An 18,477-nucleotide genomic window follows, 5' to 3' on the forward strand; every position below is an offset into this window, starting at 1 on the left:
TTATTCTTGAACGTAGATAAATTCAGACATATTAATTTGCCTTTTGCTGTTTGGGAAATAAAAGTTCGCCTGACTTATATTTTCGTATCTCAACCTTTGAAGACATTTCATCTTCAAGTTCTTTGCGCATTTTCAAAGCATACTTAGCTCCATTTTGAGCACAAGCTTTTATAATGCTAATAAGTGAATTTGCGATGGATTGTAAATCTGATGCATCCTTTTTATTGTTGATGACATCATTAAATCGAGTATTAAAATCATGGTATCGATTGTGCAGGGATTGTTTATGCATCTGCATATACTTTTGAGCATCGATTGGTGAATTAACTGGCATAACTAAGATTTTTTGATGGTGAGTATTGATTTACAGATTTAGATTTTACCAGGTATTTGGAAAGGACGATTTCTCGATATCCGGATTGAAATTCTATAAAACATTTTCCGCATGATTTGCGAATGACAATTCTGCAAGCGGTACCGTAATATGTTGGGAATTCTCCACCGGTGTATTCGTAGTTGAATTTTTTAGTGCTTGATATTTTACGATGAAAAATCATAAGGTATCATTAGAATAAAAAACCGGGCACCATCCTGTGAGTGATACCCGGTCTGCTATTGCTAGCACGTTCAACTTGCTTTTTAATGATTTGCTTTGAGTTTGAGACTGCAGCCTGATGATAGTCAAGCTGCAGCTCAGCGGTTCTATGTACTCCGGACCTGAAAATTGCCGCTTACCGGTTGGGGTACAGATTACTGTTGTTGGTTGGGCTAAACAAACTACCCGGACCGCCTTGGAAGACACTAGCAATGGATTACCATGACGGTGACCGGGATAATTAAAAGGTTCTATTATAATTGTCGGATTGATCATCCACTGCTATTGATATGACAAAGATGAAATTATACATTGACAAATGCAAATATTGGACTCTTAAATTTATCTTAAAACTGAAACCAATCTCAATAAAGTAAATTTAGAATGAATACTTAGGCATTTAATTGAACCTGCTTTGTTAGTAAATGGCGGATTTGTCTATACGAACGAACAAAACTCTGTCGGTCCGCAAAATCAAAGCATTCTAAATCGGGGGATGTCATAGCAAGGAAAAACAATTCATCCAGATCTACCAGGAGTAGATCCAGGTCAAGGTAGGCTGGTTCATCACCAGCGGGATTGGTTTTGTTGTATGTCATAGATTTGAGTTTTCATAGTGGATTAGGTAGGGCACTATGAAGTACCGGAATTCAGCTCCGGATTATTTAAAAAAAGCTTAAAGTTGATTTGTATTTTATTGTTAAATCAACCTTTGAAAATAATTTAGAAATAAAAAAGCAAAATTAGAGTAAGGGTTTACCCTGAATTTTATCAGGGTAAACCCTGATTTTTTTAAAATAATTAATAAAAAACTTGACATTTGTTAATAATATTCACTATATTCGTTTACATTTTTTTATTCAGTATCAGGCGATTTTCAATTTTTTCCATATTGATGCCTGATGCAGGAATACACCTTTTGTAAAATTATTATTGACATCCATGACACCAACAGTTAAAATTGAATGTGGTTGGAACTATATGCCACATTAAGAATTATAATAGTAGGAAGTCCGAATCCTTTAATCAAGACATAATTTATTAAAGTTATATTTATGAAAAAATTAGCTTGGTATTTTGCAATTCCAATTTTTTTATATTGGAGTTGTTCAGATCCTGTTGAGGTTAATGATAGCGATTTTAATGATGATTTAGTGAAAAGAGGGATTGTTATGGAGGAATATATATACAATTCTTATCATTATAAGCTTTACTTTAACGAAGATGATACTTCAGGAATTCCTTTAAATGAGTCAACGGAGGATTCAATAATTGCAGCTATTGGTAGCAATGATGTTTATCCTGTTAGTGATTTAAACTATCCTGATAATGTTTTTTTCTTAGAAAATGTTAGTAGTGGTCAAAATGGAAATGATACAACTTTTTCTATGCCTACAGGCGCTCCTTGTTATTTCTTTAGTTTCTATTCTGATTCAGATTTTCAAGGTGACAACTTTTGTTTCAGTAATCAATTTTTTAATGAATATGGAGAAATTTACAATAATGGTGTTATCGCTTCTCAATTATTTCAAGCTTCAAATTTAGCAAATAATTCTTTTTCAGGCGGTGGAACATGGAATGATAAGATTTCTTCATTTAAAATCTATAGGGATGGCCCATCTAGGGAATGGTACGATTCTCATGCTTATACTGGTATAAATACCGGAATTGCTATATGGTTACATAGAGATTCAAATTATAGTATGGGGCGATCAAAAGTTAGGAAATTTGTAATAAGTTTACCGTTTGGAACAGATCAATCACCAAAGCAATACTCAAACCTTAAAGATGTTAAATGGAGTTGGATAGACGCTAATTTAAATGATAAGATAAGTAGTATAAGTTTTGCTCCTTGTTCCTCTTCTTATTCTGGTTGCTTAACACCATAACTTTTAGAATTATGTGTACTTTAAGATGGATACTTCTATTTTTTTTTATTAATTTATATGTGATTACTCTTAATTGTCAGGTCAGTATATATTTTACAGGAGGACTAAATTATTGTAAATTGCTTCCAAATTTAATAAGTCAGCCTTGGTACGATTTTGATAAAAAGCATAATAGATATGCTTTTTTTTACGATTATGGAATTGGATTAGAATATTTAAAAATGAAGTATCAATTTAATGCATCTATTGGTATTTCAGAAAGAGGCACCAAAGTTGTTAACACTGTAGCACCTAATTCAGATTCAAAATATTATATATATTATACTTTTCTTGAATTTCCATTTGTAATAAACTATAGAATTATTGATTGGTTATCTTTAGGTTTTGGACTTCAACCATCTATAAGAATTGGAGAATCTATTGAAGTTGATGGAGAAACAAATAGTAATAAATGTTTGGATATAAAAGTTCAAACTCCAATTAGAATAAATAGAAGAATTAGTTTGATCGCAAGCTATACATATGGTAATTTTGACAAATTGATTGCCAATAGAAAAGATACTTATTTGCATTCCGTTTTTGCAATAAATCTTAATTTTAATTTCTTAACATTCAAAAAACAGACTAAATAAAATATTGGCCCCCAACAATCTAGGTCAACGATTGAACATATTTTTGTTTTTACATTAAATGTTAGGAAATATGAAAATGAAAGAATTTATTTTGCCTCTAGGTTTGTTGATAGTTGTTTTTTTTGCTCCTTATGTATTTACTAGGAGTTTTGGTTGTTATCAATTTAATGAATCAACTGGAGCTATTGGAGATACCATTGGAGGAATAACAGCGCCTATTTGTAGTTTAATTGGATCAATCCTTGTTTATTTAGCATTAAAAGCTCAAATTGATGCCAATAATTTAATAAATAAACAATTTGAATATCAGAAATTGAATTCATTTATTACAGATCAAGTAAATCTAATAAGATCTGATATTGATAGCTTTACTGCTATAAGAACAACAAAAAATTGGGATACTAATGGAAGACTAGTAGCTGAAAAAGAATATTTAACAGGTAAAGATGCAATTCACTTTATTTTATATTTATATTCGGAATATAAATTCGATGGTTCTGAAATTGATTACCTTGAAAAAAACATAGATTTACATCAAATTGATTTATTTTTGAAAAGAATAGTTTATCTCTTTGAAAAAATTGAATCCTCAAAACTCGATAAATCTGATGCAGACTATTTATACAGTATCTTTTCATATACTTATGAATCAAAATTGAAATCTGTGTTAAAACTATATGAATCAAATAGGGCTTCCAAATCAATTACACATTATGACCAAAGCAATATCGTAGTAGGATTACCTGAATTAATTTACATGAAATATGATCATTTAAATCAAATTTATAGACATTAGTTCTAAATCTTTAACTAGTGTACCAAAATAACTTTTGAGATCCATCTCCATTTCGTTTTATCGTTAATATTTGTCGCTGTTTGCATCTCAAGCAGCGTCTTTGCATTCTCAATGTCCTTCCGCGTTGGTCTGTAAGATTTTCAATGCTCCAGGCGTGACCAAGCAGACACTTCTTCCGGAAAGACTTGATTTTATTGATTAGAATCACAAGCCAGAATCTTGCAGTACTAGCTTTGGGTTTATTTTTCATGCTACTTTAAAATTAGAGTTATACAATTTTAAAGCTTTAAGCTTTTTTAGCGTAGCCTCAAATTCAATAATTTTGTCATCACAGGAGCTGATCAGCCTTTTGATGTATTGTGTTTTTTTGCCGTTTCTAGTTTCATTTTCAAGCCTCATTTCCAAACGGTGCTTAAGTCGGCCGACAAAAGATTTTTGTTTTGTAATTGACAAGATTCTGGACTCGATGTCATTGTTATTTAGCAAACCGATTAGATTTTCCATTGATATTAAATTTTGGATTATTAAAAATATTTCTGATTTCGCAAGTAGTTTTGAATGCTTCATCCCTGTATGTAATTAATGATACATACAACGATGTAAACTGTCCATCTAATTGATGGTCATTAATTTGCTTTACATTGACTTGCAAAATAGCTTCAATGTATTCAAGAAATTTATTTTTACCTGTTTCCCTATAGATAGACTGCGTAACTAACAAGATCCAGGACCTAATTTCATTTGAAGGTTGATGATTAGTTTGGTTTTCCATTTATTTTAAATTTTGGGTTATTAAATATTTTCATTGATTTCGTAAGTAGTTTGGTATGCTTCCTGGAATGTGCCGCACTCCTTGATTAGCATCTCCAAAGCATTGTTTGATCGAGGTTTGAATACATCCACTTTACGAAGTATTTCCTTGTTGCGGATATTGAATTTTTTCCAAAACAGTGACTTGCCATATAGATGCAATTCTTTTTTCTCCATTTCAAATATTTGCACGTTTGTGAACGTATCAAATATTTGCTCTAAGGAAAATACACTGGATGCAGTGATAGTATATGGAGTAGATTTCTTAAAAACAGTAACAGTTTTTTCTACTTGTTCCAGGTTATCGTATTCCATTTTATACTTTTCATACTCCCGGTTTACTCCGGTATTTTTTAAGCCCATTTTTTGCTCTAATGCCCATCTTAGCGTACTGAGTTTAGTTGTGTTTTCTTGGATCAATTCTTTTAAATCCGGAGTACTTAATTGCACTACGGCTTTATTATGCATTGACATGTAATCGCGTACAACTTCTTCAATGGTTATTTCCATGCTGGATCTGGATTCACGTACAATTGCATCCAGGGCTTCTGTTTTTATTAATTCCGGAGCAAACCATTGCCGGTGTTCGTATTCCGTGGCCATGGTTCGCCTTTCCAAATAATAAAGCAATGCAGGAATTTCCTTGCGGAGTTGTGTAAACCAAGTCTTATATTGTTTTTCCTGAGGAATTGGTTTGATTTTTCGGATCCAGTAACGGACTTCTTCATCAGTTATTTGAACAAATGATTCTTCATCATTTGAACTTCCTCCAACTTTTAAAAAATTATCGATTATATCAGAATCAACACCTTTGTATTCAAGTTTTCCTTTTTCTGAAGCAACCAATGACTTAAGCTTTTCCATTGTTTCTTTTTTGTCCAGGAATGCTTCGTCTATGTAAACAAGTAAGGAAGATGCAAACAAAGATGTAAACTGACCATTTAATTGATGTGAATTTATTGGTTTGACATTACCTTGAAAAATCGCTCCAACCCACTCCCAAAATTTTGTTTTACCAGTACCACGTTCGTTAGATACAAGAAATAGGATGGGAAGCATTTGACATGGATCCATATAAAGCAGCTGCAGATAATCAAGACCTAGATCCCATTCGTTATAAACTTTCCCATTGTGAGTAATAGTCCCTGTTCCAAATATGTGTTTTATAAAATCAAGACTGAGTGGAATGTCTCCTTCCTCCGGATTATGGGACAACGGAAGGTATTTATTGTAGTATTTCATTTCATGACCATCCTTGTCATGAACTACAAATTCCTTTTTGTAATCAAGGTGACCCGGTCTATTGATAAAGCCATTGTAGTATGGAATGTCGTAAAGCAATTTGCCGATGAAGATTTTAAAGGATTCTTCATTTATAAATGCTCTGGATTTATTTTTGAACATTCCCTTGATTCCTGCAGGTTTGATGGGCTTTAAAACATTTTCAACTTCACCGTACTTGGTAGGAATTCCTCCATTTATAAAGTAGGTGGAGTCAACCATTATAAACTGAGCTGATTCACCACATTTTTCATACTTTACTTTGTTAGTAATTTCATCCCAGATATATAAGCCGCGTAAGTATACAAATGGCCTAAGTCCTATGATGTGCTCGTATTTGTTGTAAAAGGATTTTACATCATCATCTATACCAAAGTATTCTTTGATTTTAGTGATTGTTTTTGATCCTAGGTCCATTTTATTGAAATGCGTGGTGGATCCTGTGTTTGCTATTAAATCATTAATGATCTGTGCAGCTTCATTTTTATTGTCGATTAATAAATCGTCAATGCCTTTACTTAATGATTTCTCATTGATATGAGCATAGTACTGTTTACAACCAAAATCGCGTGTACGCTCTTTAAATTGAATTACTGCATTACAAAAATTCTGAGGCCTTTTACCAAGGTCCTTTCCTTCTTTCCATTCTACAGCTAATGTATCTGCATCTGACAAGTAAATTAGGACTTCAACCTGGCAGGTGGTTATGATATTGGCAATTGCTTGAAATATTCCACTTTGTCCTCCAGCGTTCCAAATTTGGATCCCCGGGATCCCTACGATATCCAAGCCATATTTAGAACCAACGTATGCTTTGATCTGCCCTTCAGTAATTACCAGAGTATTAATCTTAGTTTTGGTTTTGAATTTTTCAACAACACTAAGCGGTATGTATGGATAAACTCCTTGGCCAGATACAACGGGAGTAATCTTTTTCTCTTCGCCATCTATGATTTTTGGCTCAGACCAACGAATGAAGTGAAAAATTTTATTGTCAAGTTTTGACCTGGAGGCTTTAAGGTCAACGGTTATGAATTCCCGATCCAGACCAAATACCCCGATACACAGATTGTCTTTGTCATCAGCCCAAAAGATAGGTTTCTTTTGAGCCTGTCCAAAAGGCTCGTCCGGATTGGCTTTGAAAAAAGCATAATCCGTATCCGGATTGAAGCCAATTGATTTAAGGCGAGTTTGTGCGTAACCACTCATTTGTAATGCTCAGCTACGTTCTCAACATTGATTCCAACGATGTCACAGACCTTGATGAGGTCTGTAAACAAGAGGTTGTCTTCTGAGAAGAGCAGCTCAGTCCATTTTCGGGTGGATATACCAGCCTCATCGAGGACTTTTTTCTGATAAGGGTTAAGGAGTTTGCCATTGGTTAGCCATCCGATCTGGTGACCGGTTGCCATGGTTTTCATGATGTCGATAAGCATAAGTCTTGGGTTTGAAGTACAAAAATAGAAAAATATGTGATTTAACATTGACATAACGGTGATTAAAATAATAAATAATTCATTTTGGCTATTATAATTTTACAATCTAAATTAACCAAATGGCAAGAAAGTATCAAGAAGTCCTTTTTGATGGGCTACACATTGGCAATATTGTACGTGATGTGCTCAATAATCTTAAAATACAGCAAATTGAAGCTGGGGAATCCATTAATATTAGTCCTACGGGCATATACCATAGACTTAAGAATCCGGAATATGCTTCGATATATGATTTGATCAAGACATCCATAGCAATCAAGACTGATTTATTGGGTATCGTTTACAATGAATTAAACAAAAGGTTTCCGCAATTATTTAATTATCAGTCTTTTACAGATGCATTGGTCAAACAAGATTCCCTCATCCAGGAGAATAATCGTCTCCGGAGAGAACTAGAGATTTGCACTGAAGAAAACCAAGATTTGCTCAAAATCATAAGCCGCAGAAGCTCCCTGTAGAATTCCGATTTTCTTTTTATGTAATTCGTATTGCCTGGTAGGTGAGCAATATACCCTATTTGATAATCAACACTGTAAAAGTGGCGATTGATCACTAAGTATAAATTATGGGAAAATTTTTACATAAATATTAATGAATTCAATTTTAATGAAAACATGATTTGAAGGTCAAATAGTGCTTTGGTTTAGAAGAAAGACTATGGATTATTTTAATAAGAAAAACTATTTGGCATTCAAACCTAGGTCAAGGAAAAATATATACATATTAATTAATTAATACTTCGCCCAGAAATTCACTTGTTGTAAACGCACAGTATCTGGTTCGGTTCGAATTTCACCTGGGCTGTATAGAATTTCAAAATAATATTGAGCAGAAAATTGACCTTTTATAATTCTGCTTGTGTTATCAATAGATGTTATTTTCAAATAATTATTTTTGGATGTATCTAATTGGTAAGCTGCCCAAACGTAATCATCTTCATTTCTGAATGATGGTATTTTTTGCATATTTAATGGATAATAGCCAACAATAAAAGGTATGTTATTAAAGGTATAAGTTTCTCTTAAATAGCTTATATTTTTATTTTTATTGAAATATGTGAAAAGATCTATGTCTCCGATTTTATTGTTAGTGTCTTTTAAAGTTGCAGTAACATTGGCTCTAAAATTATAACAATTTTTATATCCGATGGCTATGCCACTTGTTGTGTCATGTTTTGTAAAATTAATATCTGGTTTTTCGTATTTTCCAATATAGCAAACAATCTTTGGTTGGCTTGTTGTGGTGTCAATTGGATCAACTGGATCTATGTTAATGTCAATGGGATCCTTTTTGCAAGAAGACAAAATGTAAATGGAACCAATAATTAGGAATAAGATTTTATTTAATTTCATCCTATCGACTTGAATTAAAATGATTAGCTATCTTAGAGCTTGTAATTAGACTTTAATCAAATATACAAATATTCCAATTACAGTTTTAAATTAATTCAAAATTTGTAATTCTCAATTTGTTTCAACTGATAGAACTATGCCAAACATCACTTCCCAGCACATTTTAAATACAGCCTCTACCCTCTTGGGATTATGCCTGGTTGTGATCACCTCCTTGCATTTGACAAGCCAGCAGGAAAATAATTTAATAGATGAAATCACCTCTGTAATTTCCTTGTTGCTGGCAGCTGCCTGCATTGTTTCATTTATTTCATTGCGTACTCAAAATCCTAAGCTGGAGCGCAGCACCGAACATGTTGCAGACCTCTTGTTTATGATTTCCCTCTTTTCTATCTTGGTCTTGATCATCTACATCGCTTATGTTGTGATCTGATTTTACCATAAAGGCAATTGGCCGTTTTTAATTCTTATAAATAAATCGCTACGCAATGTGACTTTTTGTGGATTGGGATAGTAGCGTTTATAAGCTAGTTTGAATTGTTGCCGAATGGAATCTGAAAGGGTACCACTCCCCTTCATTCGTGTTTTAAAATTTGAATCATTCAATTGACCCTGGTGGCATTCTTTGATTGCATTGAGAATTCGTTGCTTGCGATCCGGGTATTGTTCATCCAGCCATGCCCCAAACAATTCGGGCAGTTGACCATTAAGTCGCACGATTTGATAGGATGCGCTGCTTGCTCCGGCATCTGCAGTTAGTTTTACCATTTCCATTAATTCAGAATCATTAATCCCTGGAATAATCGGTGCAAGCATGGCATGTACCGGAATTCCGGATGCTCTCAATTTGCTAATTGTTTGCAGTCTGCTTTCAATGGTGGATGCACGCGGTTCCATGATTCGTCTTGTTTTGTCTTCTGAGGCAGTTACTGAGATCGCAACAGACACCAAATTAAATGAATTCAGTTCGCACAAAACAGAGAGGTCTTTCAGAATGAGTGCATTTTTAGTGATGATCATGACCGGATGTTTTAAAAAGAGGAATAGGTCCAGGATTTTTCGTGTCAGGCCAAATTTTAATTCAGCTGGTTGATAACAATCCGTGTTTCCTGAAAGCATGATGGGTTTAACTACATAGTTTGTAGACCCTAATTCATTCTTTAAAACCTCCAGTGCATTTTGTTTTACCAATATTTTTGTTTCAAACTCATCTGCGATGCTGTAGCCCCAGTAATTATGGGTCAATCGGGCATAACAGTAAGTACAACCGTGTTCACATCCCTGATAAGGATTTAAGGAATAATCCATGAATAAATCCGGACTTGCTACAGGATTGATCATTGATTTAGCCACAATTGGGATGTATTGCGTCTTTGATTTCTCAGTACCAGCATCTTGTTGTGAAAGCTCAAGATCCGCTGCCGTTTGAAGTTTAAAAAATCGATTTGGAATGTGCATTTCGGTTCCCCTTCCTGGCAATTTGGATTTTTTCATAGACGATATATTAAACAATATATGCCGAAATATACGACCATATTTAAATCATTGATTTGTTTTCTTTGTCCTATTTTTGTATAAAATATCATAATGGCTTTATTTGATACTATAAAATCTTGGTTTTCAAAACCTTCCAATTCCAATAGTCAAATAGATGGGATTGATTATCAGGATACTAGATTTTCTGAAATCGAAAATCAGCAGCAAGTAAACCAAGCTAATGATTCAAGCCGGGAAGGCAGTGGATCCTCAGAATTTTTGGAAAAAGCAAAGGATTTTGTAGCAGATTCTGTAGATGAAGCAAAAGAACAAGGAAAACAATTGTGGTCAGAAATCAAAGAAAAGATTGAGATACTGGATGATTCTACTCGTGAGTTGAGAGAAAATATTGCAGAAAAAGCAAAAGAAGGTTTGGAAAAAATGGATCGTTTTATTGATGAAACGGTCGACAAAGCAAAAAAATTAGAGGCGGAAGAAACCCTAAAAGATCAGGACAAAGATGGAATCGCTGATAAACCCATTGATTTTGGAAAAAATTTAGAATCTAGCCATCCTGATTTTTTCAGTAAAGCTGAAAAATGGTTGGAGACACAAAAAGATCATACTAAAGTTGACCAAAAGAATTTGGATCCTAACGATTCAAAACAAAAAACGATTACACCGGTAGAGTTACCTGACGATACAACTACAAATTAATTTATTTTACAATTTAAAATTGATAGCATGGCAATGAAAGATTTTTTTAGCAAGCTTTTCGGAATAAGCAAAGAAGCTACACAACAAGCAATTGATAATGCAGAAAAAACTAAAGATCTGATTGAAAAACAAACAGAGGAATCCATAGAAAAAGCAAAAGCCTGGGCAAATACAGCCATGCAAGAAGCAAAAGAAAATACCATGGAAGCTGTTACAAAAATTCAAGAATCAGAATTTGTAAAAAAGGCGGAAGAGGTTGCTGAAGCAAGCTGGGAGAAAACCAAGGAAATTACACACGATGTACTTGAGTCAGCTCAACATTTTGCAGAGAAGGCTGCTGATACGATGGAAGATTTGGCTGAAAAATTACAACCAAAAGATACTAACCCAAATCCAAGTGATTCCAATAAGCCGGAAGATCAAAAACCAGCTTAATCAATGAGATCCTGGTTTTGTCTTCTGTTTTTAGTTTTTGGTTTGGTTTCATGTAAAGTAAAGGAAAATCAAACCTATTTTTATGTGGATGAGTCCTGGATTGAAGTTCATTTTAAAAAATCAATGCCAACCGAACAACTAGTTGATATCAGGGATCGATTGCTCCCTTACGGAGTCATTGTAAAATACCTGACGATTCAGCGGGATGATGCAAAAAATATCAGTATGTTTCAGATAGAAGTTCAGGATGGAAAAGGTAAAATAGCACGATCCAGAACTGAATTTTTAGATGAGATTCCATACGGCATTAGAATCCATCGAGGGGATTTATCTGATGAAGGCTTTAAGGTCGGCCCTCTTTATGAAAAGCGACCCCAATAACTAGTTAAACGAAATCTATTTATTTAGAACCATTTCTAAATTGGCTGGACTGTAATTTATGGATTTTAATACTTTGCCATCTTCAGTACGGTAAACCAAAAAACGATCTCCTTTTTGCTTGATTTCTGATACAGTTTGCTTTTGTTCCAGATACAAGGATTGCGTATTTTCGGCTTCTTCTATCGAGCTGCACGCTTTGCTCATATTTGACCGCTGTACCTCCTGAAACAAATCGTAAAAATGAGATCCCAAACCGAATTCATGAATAGCACCGGATAAAACATATTGTAAATCACAAAAAGCATCGGCTGCTGCTATAAGATCACCCTGTTCAATCGCTTCCTTGAGTTCTGTTAATTCTTCTTCCAACAAAGACAACCTAAGCTTACAACGGTTTGCATCCGGAATTTGAGGTTGCTCAAGAATAGGCAAATCAAATAGATCATGAAAAGCCCCTACTCCATTCAGCGCTTCAACTTCTTTGAATTTCTTTTCATCCATATCACTGTAAAAACTAGCTTGATTAATTACCTAAACTTTCCAATTTTGTCTTGTAAGCATTCGATTTATCAAACTGTGATTTTTTAGCAAAAATTTCTTTTAATGCGATCAGTGTATTTTTATCTTTTGGTTCTATTTTTTCAGCTTGTTCGAAATAAGGCAATGCTTTATCGAAATAGCTTTCCATTTCTGCTTTCTTTTCATTGTATTTGCGTGTCCCTTCTTTGCTGTAGTCTGAACTGAGTTTATTGGCTTCTTTAGAAATCAAAGCAGCCTTATTGTAATACAATGCGCCTAAGCTATAAAGACTGTTAAAATCTGTGGCTGCAATTGTTAAAGCTTCTTTATAATATTTTTCAGCTTGAGCATAATATTCATTGCCTTTTTCAAAATTTCCACCTTCCCATTCTTTCTGGCAAAGGTTGTCATACACATTGCCTAAGGTAGTTCTAACTGAAACGTTACCAGGTTCTTTTTCAACGGCAATTTTTAATTTATCGACCAATTCGTTTAATCGGCCTTTTTTCAAGTAATGATTGATTTCATTAAATAATAAAGCAGTTTCATTTGGAAATTTTTGACGGCCTTCCGCTAAAGCTTCTTCTGCCTTTTTTTCATCGCGATCTAAATAGTATTTATATAAACCTTCATAAATAAATGATTCGCTGTAATTTACCTTGCGAAGGTCTTCTAAATAAGGAAAGGCTGTTTCTAACATATTCGCATTAATCGCACATGCAGCAGCAAGGTATTTTTGTTTATTCAAATCTTCTGGTGTAACTAAAACACCTTTCATTCCACCTGCTAAGAGCAGATCGTTAATTTTAACTACTGCATCAAAGTGGTTGAATGCTGCTTTGAAATCACCACCTTCATAAGCCTGAATGCCATAATTATTGAGATAGCGATAAGTTTCGCTTAAGGCTTCCAATGCATCTTTTGATTCGTGACTTTTTGTAGCAAGTTCTTTCGATTTAAGCCATGAAGTATAGGCTATTAAAGCGGCATCTTTGTGTTTAACTTTATAAGGTCTTCCAAATTGTTGGCCAATAAGTATTGAATCACTTTCATGGGAACAAATGGCATTATAAACTTTTCCTTTTACAGACCAGGTACGTGCAGATTTGCTGACCAATTCATTGTCACTTGCACCATCAATCAATGCTTTTGCTTCCCATAATTTGGAAACATTTGCAGTAGGATCCAGATAAAAACTGGCGACTTTACTATCTGCTTTTTTTACATCTTTTTCAGGTTCCTGAGCAAATACAGCAAAGGATAATAAAATTAGAATGAGAGAAAATAGTGGTTTCATATTTTGCTTTTATTAATACTATAACTAAGAAGCATTAAAATTAATTCGTTTCTTGGAAACGAATTTAGTTAAGTTTTTTTTAAATAAATTATTCTTCCGAATCGTCAAAACTGGGTGAAATGATAGGATTTTCATTTTCCTGAATTTCTTCAGCGAGTTCTTCTTCCCGATCAATAACTGCCACATCCCCAATTTCATCGCCTTCATCGAGTCGAATTAAGCGAACTCCCTGAGTCGCCCGGCCCATGACCCTCAAATCAGAAACATGCATTCTGATGATGACCCCTTGCGTAGTTGTGATTATTAAATCCTGGGTTTCATTTACGTTTTTGATTGCGACCAAAGAACCTGTTTTTTCAGACAATTTTAAGGTGCGCACCCCTTTTCCTCCCCGGTTGGTAACACTGTAATCACCTAAATCAGTGCGTTTGCCATTGCCCTTGTCTGAAACAACCAATATGGTAGCTTGCGGATCCATTGGATCCACACAGATCATTCCAACTACCTGATCATTTCCATCTTCATCAAGTTTAATGGCCCGAACGCCTGCAGCTCCACGGCCCATAACGCGTACCTTGTTTTCAGGAAAACGAATTGCGCGTCCCTTTTTATTTGCAATGACAATTTCAGAAGCACCATTTGTTAAACGGGCATCCATCAATTGGTCACCTTCATTTATGCTAATTGCTATAATACCATTTGATCTTGGACGGCTGAAATCTTCGATACTGCTTTTTTTAATGATTCCATTTTTAGTGCACAATACAATAAAATGATTTTCTAAAAATGCCTTGTCCTCCAAATCTTCTATATTGATATAAGCACGCACTTTGTCTTCTTTTGGAAGATTTATAAGATTTTGAATGGCACGACCAAGTGTGGTTTTAGTTGCTTCAGGAATTTCATAAACGCGTAACCAATAACATTTACCCAATTCTGTAAACAAGAGTAAATAATTATGATTGCTGGCTACAAACATGTGTTCGATAAAATCTTCTTCCCGGGTTTTACTTCCTGTTGAGCCTCGGCCTCCCCTGCTTTGCGTTCTGTATTCGGAAGTTTTTGTGCGTTTAATATATCCCTGATGTGAAATGGTAACGATCACCTGATCGTTTGCAATCATATCTTCAATATTGATATCTCCTTCAACTTGTGTAATGGATGTTCGACGTTCATCGCCGAATTTGGAAATGATCAGTTGTAATTCAGATTTGATAATTTCTTTTTGCAAATTAATATTATCCAATATTTCCTGCAATCTTTTTATCTCAAGAATTAAAGCATCATATTCTTCTTTTATCTTTTCGCGCTCTAATCCGGTGAGTTTTTGAAGACGCATATCCAGAATAGCGCGTGCCTGAATTTCACTTAGATTAAATTGATTAATTAACCCATTGCGAGCATCCTCCACGGTGCGGGATCCTCGGATTAATGATATGATAGCATCCAGGTGATCTAAAGCAATCAATAAGCCTTCCAGTACATGTGCTTTTTCCTGGGCTTGACGCAGTTGAAATTTAGTACGCTTAACGACAACTTCAATTCGAAACTTTATAAATTGAAATATAATTTCTTTTAATCCAAGTGAAACGGGTCTCCCTTGTACTAAAGCAATGTTATTAATACCAAAAGACGATTGTAGCGGCGTGTATTTATATAAATTACTCAATACTACATTTGAAATTGCATCTTTTCGCAATTCAACTAAAATTCGAATGCCTTCTCTGTCTGACTCGTCGCGTACATCGCTGATACCTACAATTTTTTCTTCATTAACAAGATCTGCGATTTTTTGAATTAAGAGAGCCTTATTAACCTGATATGGGATTTCAGAAATTAAAATGACTTCCCGATTATCAATCACTTGAATTTCAGCTTTGCCTCTTAAGAGAATCTTGCCTCTTCCTGTTTCATACGCATCCCGAATACCTGATATACCGTAAATCGTTCCACCTGTTGGAAGATCTGGGCCAGGAATGCTTTCCATTAACTCATCCAGGGTGATATCCGGATTGTCAATCATTTTTATAACTCCATTACAAACTTCCGTAAGATTATGAGGTAACATGTTGGTGGCCATTCCGACGGCAATTCCAGATGAACCATTGATCAGTAAATTTGGAATTTTAGCCGGCAATACGGTGGGTTCTTCCAGGCTATCATCAAAATTTAATCTAAAGTCGACGGTTTCTTTGTCAATGTCATCCAATAACTCGTCAGAAATTCGGGCCAATCTGGCCTCAGTATATCGCATCGCTGCCGGACTGTCACCGTCCATTGAACCAAAGTTACCCTGGCCATCAATCAATGGATACCGCATAGACCATTCCTGCGCCATACGCACCATGGCATCATATACTGAACTATCCCCATGGGGATGATATTTTCCTAATACCTCCCCTACAATCCTGGCTGATTTTTTATAGGGTTTATTATAAGACATTCCCAATTCACTCATGCCGTATAAAACACGTCTGTGTACTGGTTTTAAGCCATCCCTCACATCCGGAAGGGCTCGGGCAACAATTACAGACATCGAATAATCGATATAAGAGGTCTGAAGCTGTTTTTCAATATTTACCGATATAATTTTGTCGTGATCAGACATAGCGAACGGGCCTTTTTTATTAAGTCCGCAAAAATAATAAAAAGATGCCCTAATTCCAAGGATTATTTTACAAAAAACAGCTTTTAAAAATCAGTATTTCAGTCTATTAAAAATATTTATTTTTATAATATATACCCCTTTAAACGATCTCGTTTTTTTGAATGTACCTTTGTTTTGAAATTCAAGAAAAATTGGTTAATCCATACACTACAGAAGGTTCTAAAAAACAACAGGTCATCCGGATGTTTGATAATATTTCAGGCACCTATGATTTGTTAAATTCAATACTTTCTTTGGGAATTGACCGGTATTGGCGTAAAAAAGCATTGAATTTGATTTCCAAAGCACCGGGTGATTCCCTAAAATTGCTGGATATAGCGTCCGGTACTTGTGATTTGGCTATTCAAGCCGCAAGAACATATAAAAATTCCAAAATCATTGCTACGGATGTCTCGGAAAAAATGTTGGAAATTGGTCGGGCAAAAGTGATAAAGCAACACCTTCAAAATCAGATTGAATGTCAGTTTGCAGATGCTGAAAATATCCCGTTTACTGAAAATACCTTTGATGTAATTACGGTTGCTTTTGGAGTGCGAAATTTTGAAAACTTGGAAAAAGGCATTTTAGAAATGCATCGTGTTATTAAACCAGGTGGACAAATTGTGATTTTGGAATTTTCAAGACCTTTGATTTTTCCAATCAAACAAATTTTTCAGTTTTATTTTAAATACATATTGCCTTTGATTGGTCGCATGCTTTCAAAAGATCAAAGAGCGTATAATTACTTATTTGAATCCGTGCAACAATTTCCCGATTTTGGGCGTTTTACTGCCATTCTAGAAGCATCTGGATTTAAAAATTGTTCCTATAAACCATTGACTTTTGGTATATGCAGCATCTACATCGGATACAAATAGTATTGATTTTTATATTAGTGTGTATATCACAGGAATTGCTGCATTCACAAGTGAATTCGCACAGTTATAACTATCTTAGTTTTAGAAAAAAAGCGCACTATTTTGGTTTAACCATTGGGTACAATTCTTCAGGATTTAAAATAGAGCATTCCCGCAGATTTATAAATAATGGAAATTACAAATGGAATGAAGGCCTATCCAATTCAGGTTTGACCCTTTCAATGATTACCAATTTTAAAATTGGTGACTACTTTGATTTTAGAGTTTTGCCCAGCATTGCCTTGTCTTACAGAAGTCTTGCTTATCAGGATTTAAATACAGGCATTGAAACAAAGGAGCGAATCGAATCCGTGTTTGGAGAGATTCCTTTATTGGTGCGCTTTACTTCGGCTCCTTATAAAGATAAACGTGTTTACTTTATTACTGGGGTTAAATACTCCTATGATTTCTCCTCTAACAGTCGATCAGATAAAAATCAATTTAAGATAGTTCGGATTTCTCCACATGATTTTCAATTAGAAATAGGTGTAGGAATGCAATTCTATCTCCCCTATTTTATTTTTTCCCCTGAAATAAAATTTTCACATGGATTAAATAACATATTGATTTTCGACAACAAATTGCCAGAGTCTACTATTATTGAAAAATTGTTTACCAAAGCGTTTACTTTGTCATTTCACTTTGAGGGTTAAAGCGTTGTGAGGTTTCGGTTTTGCATTCCATATAAAATTTATTAAAGTATTCTGTTAGTTGATTTTCATGTGCTTCTACTATTGGTAATATTTTTCTAAAATCAACAGGGAATTTTGCTTTTTTATTCATTCTTATACACACGTTTTCAAGCCTGTTTAGATTGGTGTACTGCATAAGCCATTTGTCCTGAATCATCATGTTGCAAATAGCACCAATTTTTAAGGGCATAAACTCAACCATCCGATTCAATTTGTTATAGCAATCTTCTTGAAAATTCTCAAAGCTTTTTAAATTATGTAAATCCCAGTTTCTATATAGTAAATAATCGCATACAATATCAGTACCAACCGGTGCATATTTATGGATTAGTGTGTGAAATAATTTATTTATCTGGAGTATTTCATTGTGATTATTTGAAAAGTGATCAATCCAACGATGCATTCTAATTCCAACTTGAAATGATTCGTGGACCTCTTTTTCCTGGTGCTTTGTAATAAAATCACAGATATAATTACCTGCAAGCAGTTGTTCGGAAGGATACGCAAGGTTTAAATGAGCCAGAAAATTCATAAAAGCAGAAAGT

24 protein-coding genes are annotated in these 18,477 nt (G+C 34.4%); 10 read left to right on the forward strand and 14 right to left on the reverse strand.

Annotated features, from left to right (window positions below; translation table 11 throughout):
- Window positions 1-31: 31 nt before the first annotated feature.
- From IPJ80_12970 to IPJ80_12985, 4 genes are all read right to left on the reverse strand, one after another.
- Window positions 32-334 carry a hypothetical protein gene (locus IPJ80_12970; GenBank protein MBK7914394.1) on the reverse strand — a complete coding sequence of 101 codons (303 nt, stop codon included), beginning with the start codon at window positions 332-334 and terminating at the stop codon, window positions 32-34.
- Window positions 324-557, reverse strand: a complete 234-nt coding sequence (locus IPJ80_12975) for a hypothetical protein (GenBank protein MBK7914395.1) — start codon at window positions 555-557, stop codon at window positions 324-326. The genes IPJ80_12970 and IPJ80_12975 overlap by 11 nt, the downstream gene beginning before the upstream one ends.
- Window positions 554-871 (reverse strand): hypothetical protein, encoded by a 318-nt coding sequence (locus IPJ80_12980; protein ID MBK7914396.1) that lies wholly within the window; start codon window positions 869-871, stop codon window positions 554-556. Before IPJ80_12980 ends, IPJ80_12975 begins: the two co-directional genes overlap by 4 nt.
- Window positions 872-987: 116 nt before the next feature.
- A complete protein-coding gene (locus IPJ80_12985; GenBank protein ID MBK7914397.1) occupies window positions 988-1,194 on the reverse strand; it encodes a hypothetical protein in 207 nt (68 codons plus the stop codon).
- Window positions 1,195-1,650: 456 nt separating this feature from the next.
- Between IPJ80_12985 and IPJ80_12990 the strand changes: the two genes are divergently transcribed.
- The 3 genes from IPJ80_12990 (at window position 1,651) to IPJ80_13000 (ending at window position 3,912) form a co-directional block, all read left to right on the forward strand.
- Window positions 1,651-2,484, forward strand: coding sequence for a hypothetical protein (locus tag IPJ80_12990; GenBank protein MBK7914398.1), 834 nt, complete (start codon window positions 1,651-1,653; stop codon window positions 2,482-2,484).
- 119 nt (window positions 2,485-2,603) lie between these two features.
- Window positions 2,604-3,116: a hypothetical protein gene (locus IPJ80_12995; protein MBK7914399.1), complete on the forward strand. Its 513-nt coding sequence runs from the start codon at window positions 2,604-2,606 to the stop codon at window positions 3,114-3,116.
- Between the two features lie 70 nt (window positions 3,117-3,186).
- Window positions 3,187-3,912: a hypothetical protein gene (locus IPJ80_13000; protein ID MBK7914400.1), complete on the forward strand. Its 726-nt coding sequence runs from the start codon at window positions 3,187-3,189 to the stop codon at window positions 3,910-3,912.
- Between the two features lie 246 nt (window positions 3,913-4,158).
- On the opposite strand, the gene IPJ80_13005 is transcribed toward IPJ80_13000, so the two are convergent.
- From IPJ80_13005 to IPJ80_13020, 4 genes are read right to left on the reverse strand one after another with little or no spacing between them, the layout of a single operon-like run.
- Entirely contained in the window at window positions 4,159-4,416 is a 258-nt protein-coding gene (locus tag IPJ80_13005) for a hypothetical protein (protein MBK7914401.1), read from the reverse strand.
- Window positions 4,388-4,684 (reverse strand): hypothetical protein, encoded by a 297-nt coding sequence (locus IPJ80_13010; protein ID MBK7914402.1) that lies wholly within the window; start codon window positions 4,682-4,684, stop codon window positions 4,388-4,390. Before IPJ80_13010 ends, IPJ80_13005 begins: the two co-directional genes overlap by 29 nt.
- Window positions 4,685-4,704: 20 nt before the next feature.
- Window positions 4,705-7,212, reverse strand: coding sequence for a DUF3854 domain-containing protein (locus tag IPJ80_13015; protein MBK7914403.1), 2,508 nt, complete (start codon window positions 7,210-7,212; stop codon window positions 4,705-4,707).
- A complete protein-coding gene (locus IPJ80_13020; protein ID MBK7914404.1) occupies window positions 7,209-7,487 on the reverse strand; it encodes a hypothetical protein in 279 nt (92 codons plus the stop codon). Before IPJ80_13020 ends, IPJ80_13015 begins: the two co-directional genes overlap by 4 nt.
- Before the next feature lie 71 nt (window positions 7,488-7,558).
- Between IPJ80_13020 and IPJ80_13025 the strand changes: the two genes are divergently transcribed.
- Entirely contained in the window at window positions 7,559-7,957 is a 399-nt protein-coding gene (locus IPJ80_13025; protein MBK7914405.1) for a hypothetical protein, read from the forward strand.
- Window positions 7,958-8,230: 273 nt separating this feature from the next.
- On the opposite strand, the gene IPJ80_13030 is transcribed toward IPJ80_13025, so the two are convergent.
- A complete protein-coding gene (locus IPJ80_13030; protein ID MBK7914406.1) occupies window positions 8,231-8,851 on the reverse strand; it encodes a hypothetical protein in 621 nt (206 codons plus the stop codon).
- Between the two features lie 136 nt (window positions 8,852-8,987).
- Here IPJ80_13030 and IPJ80_13035 point away from each other — a divergent pair, with 136 nt between their 5' ends.
- Window positions 8,988-9,284, forward strand: coding sequence for a hypothetical protein (locus tag IPJ80_13035; GenBank protein MBK7914407.1), 297 nt, complete (start codon window positions 8,988-8,990; stop codon window positions 9,282-9,284).
- A 2-nt stretch (window positions 9,285-9,286) separates the two neighbouring features.
- Here IPJ80_13035 and IPJ80_13040 read toward each other — a convergent pair whose 3' ends face one another.
- Window positions 9,287-10,345: a PA0069 family radical SAM protein gene (locus IPJ80_13040; protein MBK7914408.1), complete on the reverse strand. Its 1,059-nt coding sequence runs from the start codon at window positions 10,343-10,345 to the stop codon at window positions 9,287-9,289.
- 93 nt (window positions 10,346-10,438) lie between these two features.
- Here IPJ80_13040 and IPJ80_13045 point away from each other — a divergent pair, with 93 nt between their 5' ends.
- Genes IPJ80_13045 through IPJ80_13055 form a run of 3 tightly spaced genes read left to right on the forward strand, consistent with a single transcriptional unit; the run spans window position 10,439 to window position 11,860 of the window.
- On the forward strand, window positions 10,439-11,044 hold the full coding sequence (locus IPJ80_13045; GenBank protein ID MBK7914409.1) for a hypothetical protein: 606 nt from the start codon (window positions 10,439-10,441) through the stop codon (window positions 11,042-11,044).
- Window positions 11,045-11,071: 27 nt separating this feature from the next.
- Window positions 11,072-11,479 (forward strand): hypothetical protein, encoded by a 408-nt coding sequence (locus IPJ80_13050; protein ID MBK7914410.1) that lies wholly within the window; start codon window positions 11,072-11,074, stop codon window positions 11,477-11,479.
- A gap of 3 nt (window positions 11,480-11,482) precedes the next feature.
- Complete coding sequence (locus tag IPJ80_13055; GenBank protein ID MBK7914411.1) at window positions 11,483-11,860, forward strand: hypothetical protein; 378 nt, start codon at window positions 11,483-11,485, stop codon at window positions 11,858-11,860.
- A 15-nt stretch (window positions 11,861-11,875) separates the two neighbouring features.
- On the opposite strand, the gene IPJ80_13060 is transcribed toward IPJ80_13055, so the two are convergent.
- The 3 genes from IPJ80_13060 to gyrA all read right to left on the reverse strand — a co-directional run bounded on the left by IPJ80_13060 (window position 11,876) and on the right by gyrA (window position 16,284).
- Window positions 11,876-12,361, reverse strand: coding sequence for a nucleoside triphosphate pyrophosphohydrolase family protein (locus tag IPJ80_13060; GenBank protein MBK7914412.1), 486 nt, complete (start codon window positions 12,359-12,361; stop codon window positions 11,876-11,878).
- Window positions 12,362-12,383: 22 nt separating this feature from the next.
- Window positions 12,384-13,676 carry a hypothetical protein gene (locus IPJ80_13065; GenBank protein MBK7914413.1) on the reverse strand — a complete coding sequence of 431 codons (1,293 nt, stop codon included), beginning with the start codon at window positions 13,674-13,676 and terminating at the stop codon, window positions 12,384-12,386.
- A gap of 88 nt (window positions 13,677-13,764) precedes the next feature.
- A complete protein-coding gene (gyrA, locus tag IPJ80_13070; GenBank protein ID MBK7914414.1) occupies window positions 13,765-16,284 on the reverse strand; it encodes a DNA gyrase subunit A in 2,520 nt (839 codons plus the stop codon).
- Between the two features lie 161 nt (window positions 16,285-16,445).
- Here gyrA and ubiE point away from each other — a divergent pair, with 161 nt between their 5' ends.
- Both ubiE and IPJ80_13080 read left to right on the forward strand, forming a co-directional pair.
- Window positions 16,446-17,201 carry a bifunctional demethylmenaquinone methyltransferase/2-methoxy-6-polyprenyl-1,4-benzoquinol methylase UbiE gene (gene ubiE, locus IPJ80_13075; GenBank protein ID MBK7914415.1) on the forward strand — a complete coding sequence of 252 codons (756 nt, stop codon included), beginning with the start codon at window positions 16,446-16,448 and terminating at the stop codon, window positions 17,199-17,201.
- Window positions 17,174-17,893, forward strand: coding sequence for a PorT family protein (locus IPJ80_13080; GenBank protein MBK7914416.1), 720 nt, complete (start codon window positions 17,174-17,176; stop codon window positions 17,891-17,893). Before ubiE ends, IPJ80_13080 begins: the two co-directional genes overlap by 28 nt.
- On the opposite strand, the gene IPJ80_13085 is transcribed toward IPJ80_13080, so the two are convergent.
- On the reverse strand, window positions 17,865-18,464 hold the full coding sequence (locus IPJ80_13085) for a DUF479 domain-containing protein (protein MBK7914417.1): 600 nt from the start codon (window positions 18,462-18,464) through the stop codon (window positions 17,865-17,867). The genes IPJ80_13080 and IPJ80_13085 overlap by 29 nt on opposite strands.
- Between the last annotated feature and the right edge of the window lie 13 nt (window positions 18,465-18,477).

Source organism: Saprospiraceae bacterium (genome assembly GCA_016714025.1).
Classification (GTDB): domain Bacteria; phylum Bacteroidota; class Bacteroidia; order Chitinophagales; family Saprospiraceae; genus Vicinibacter.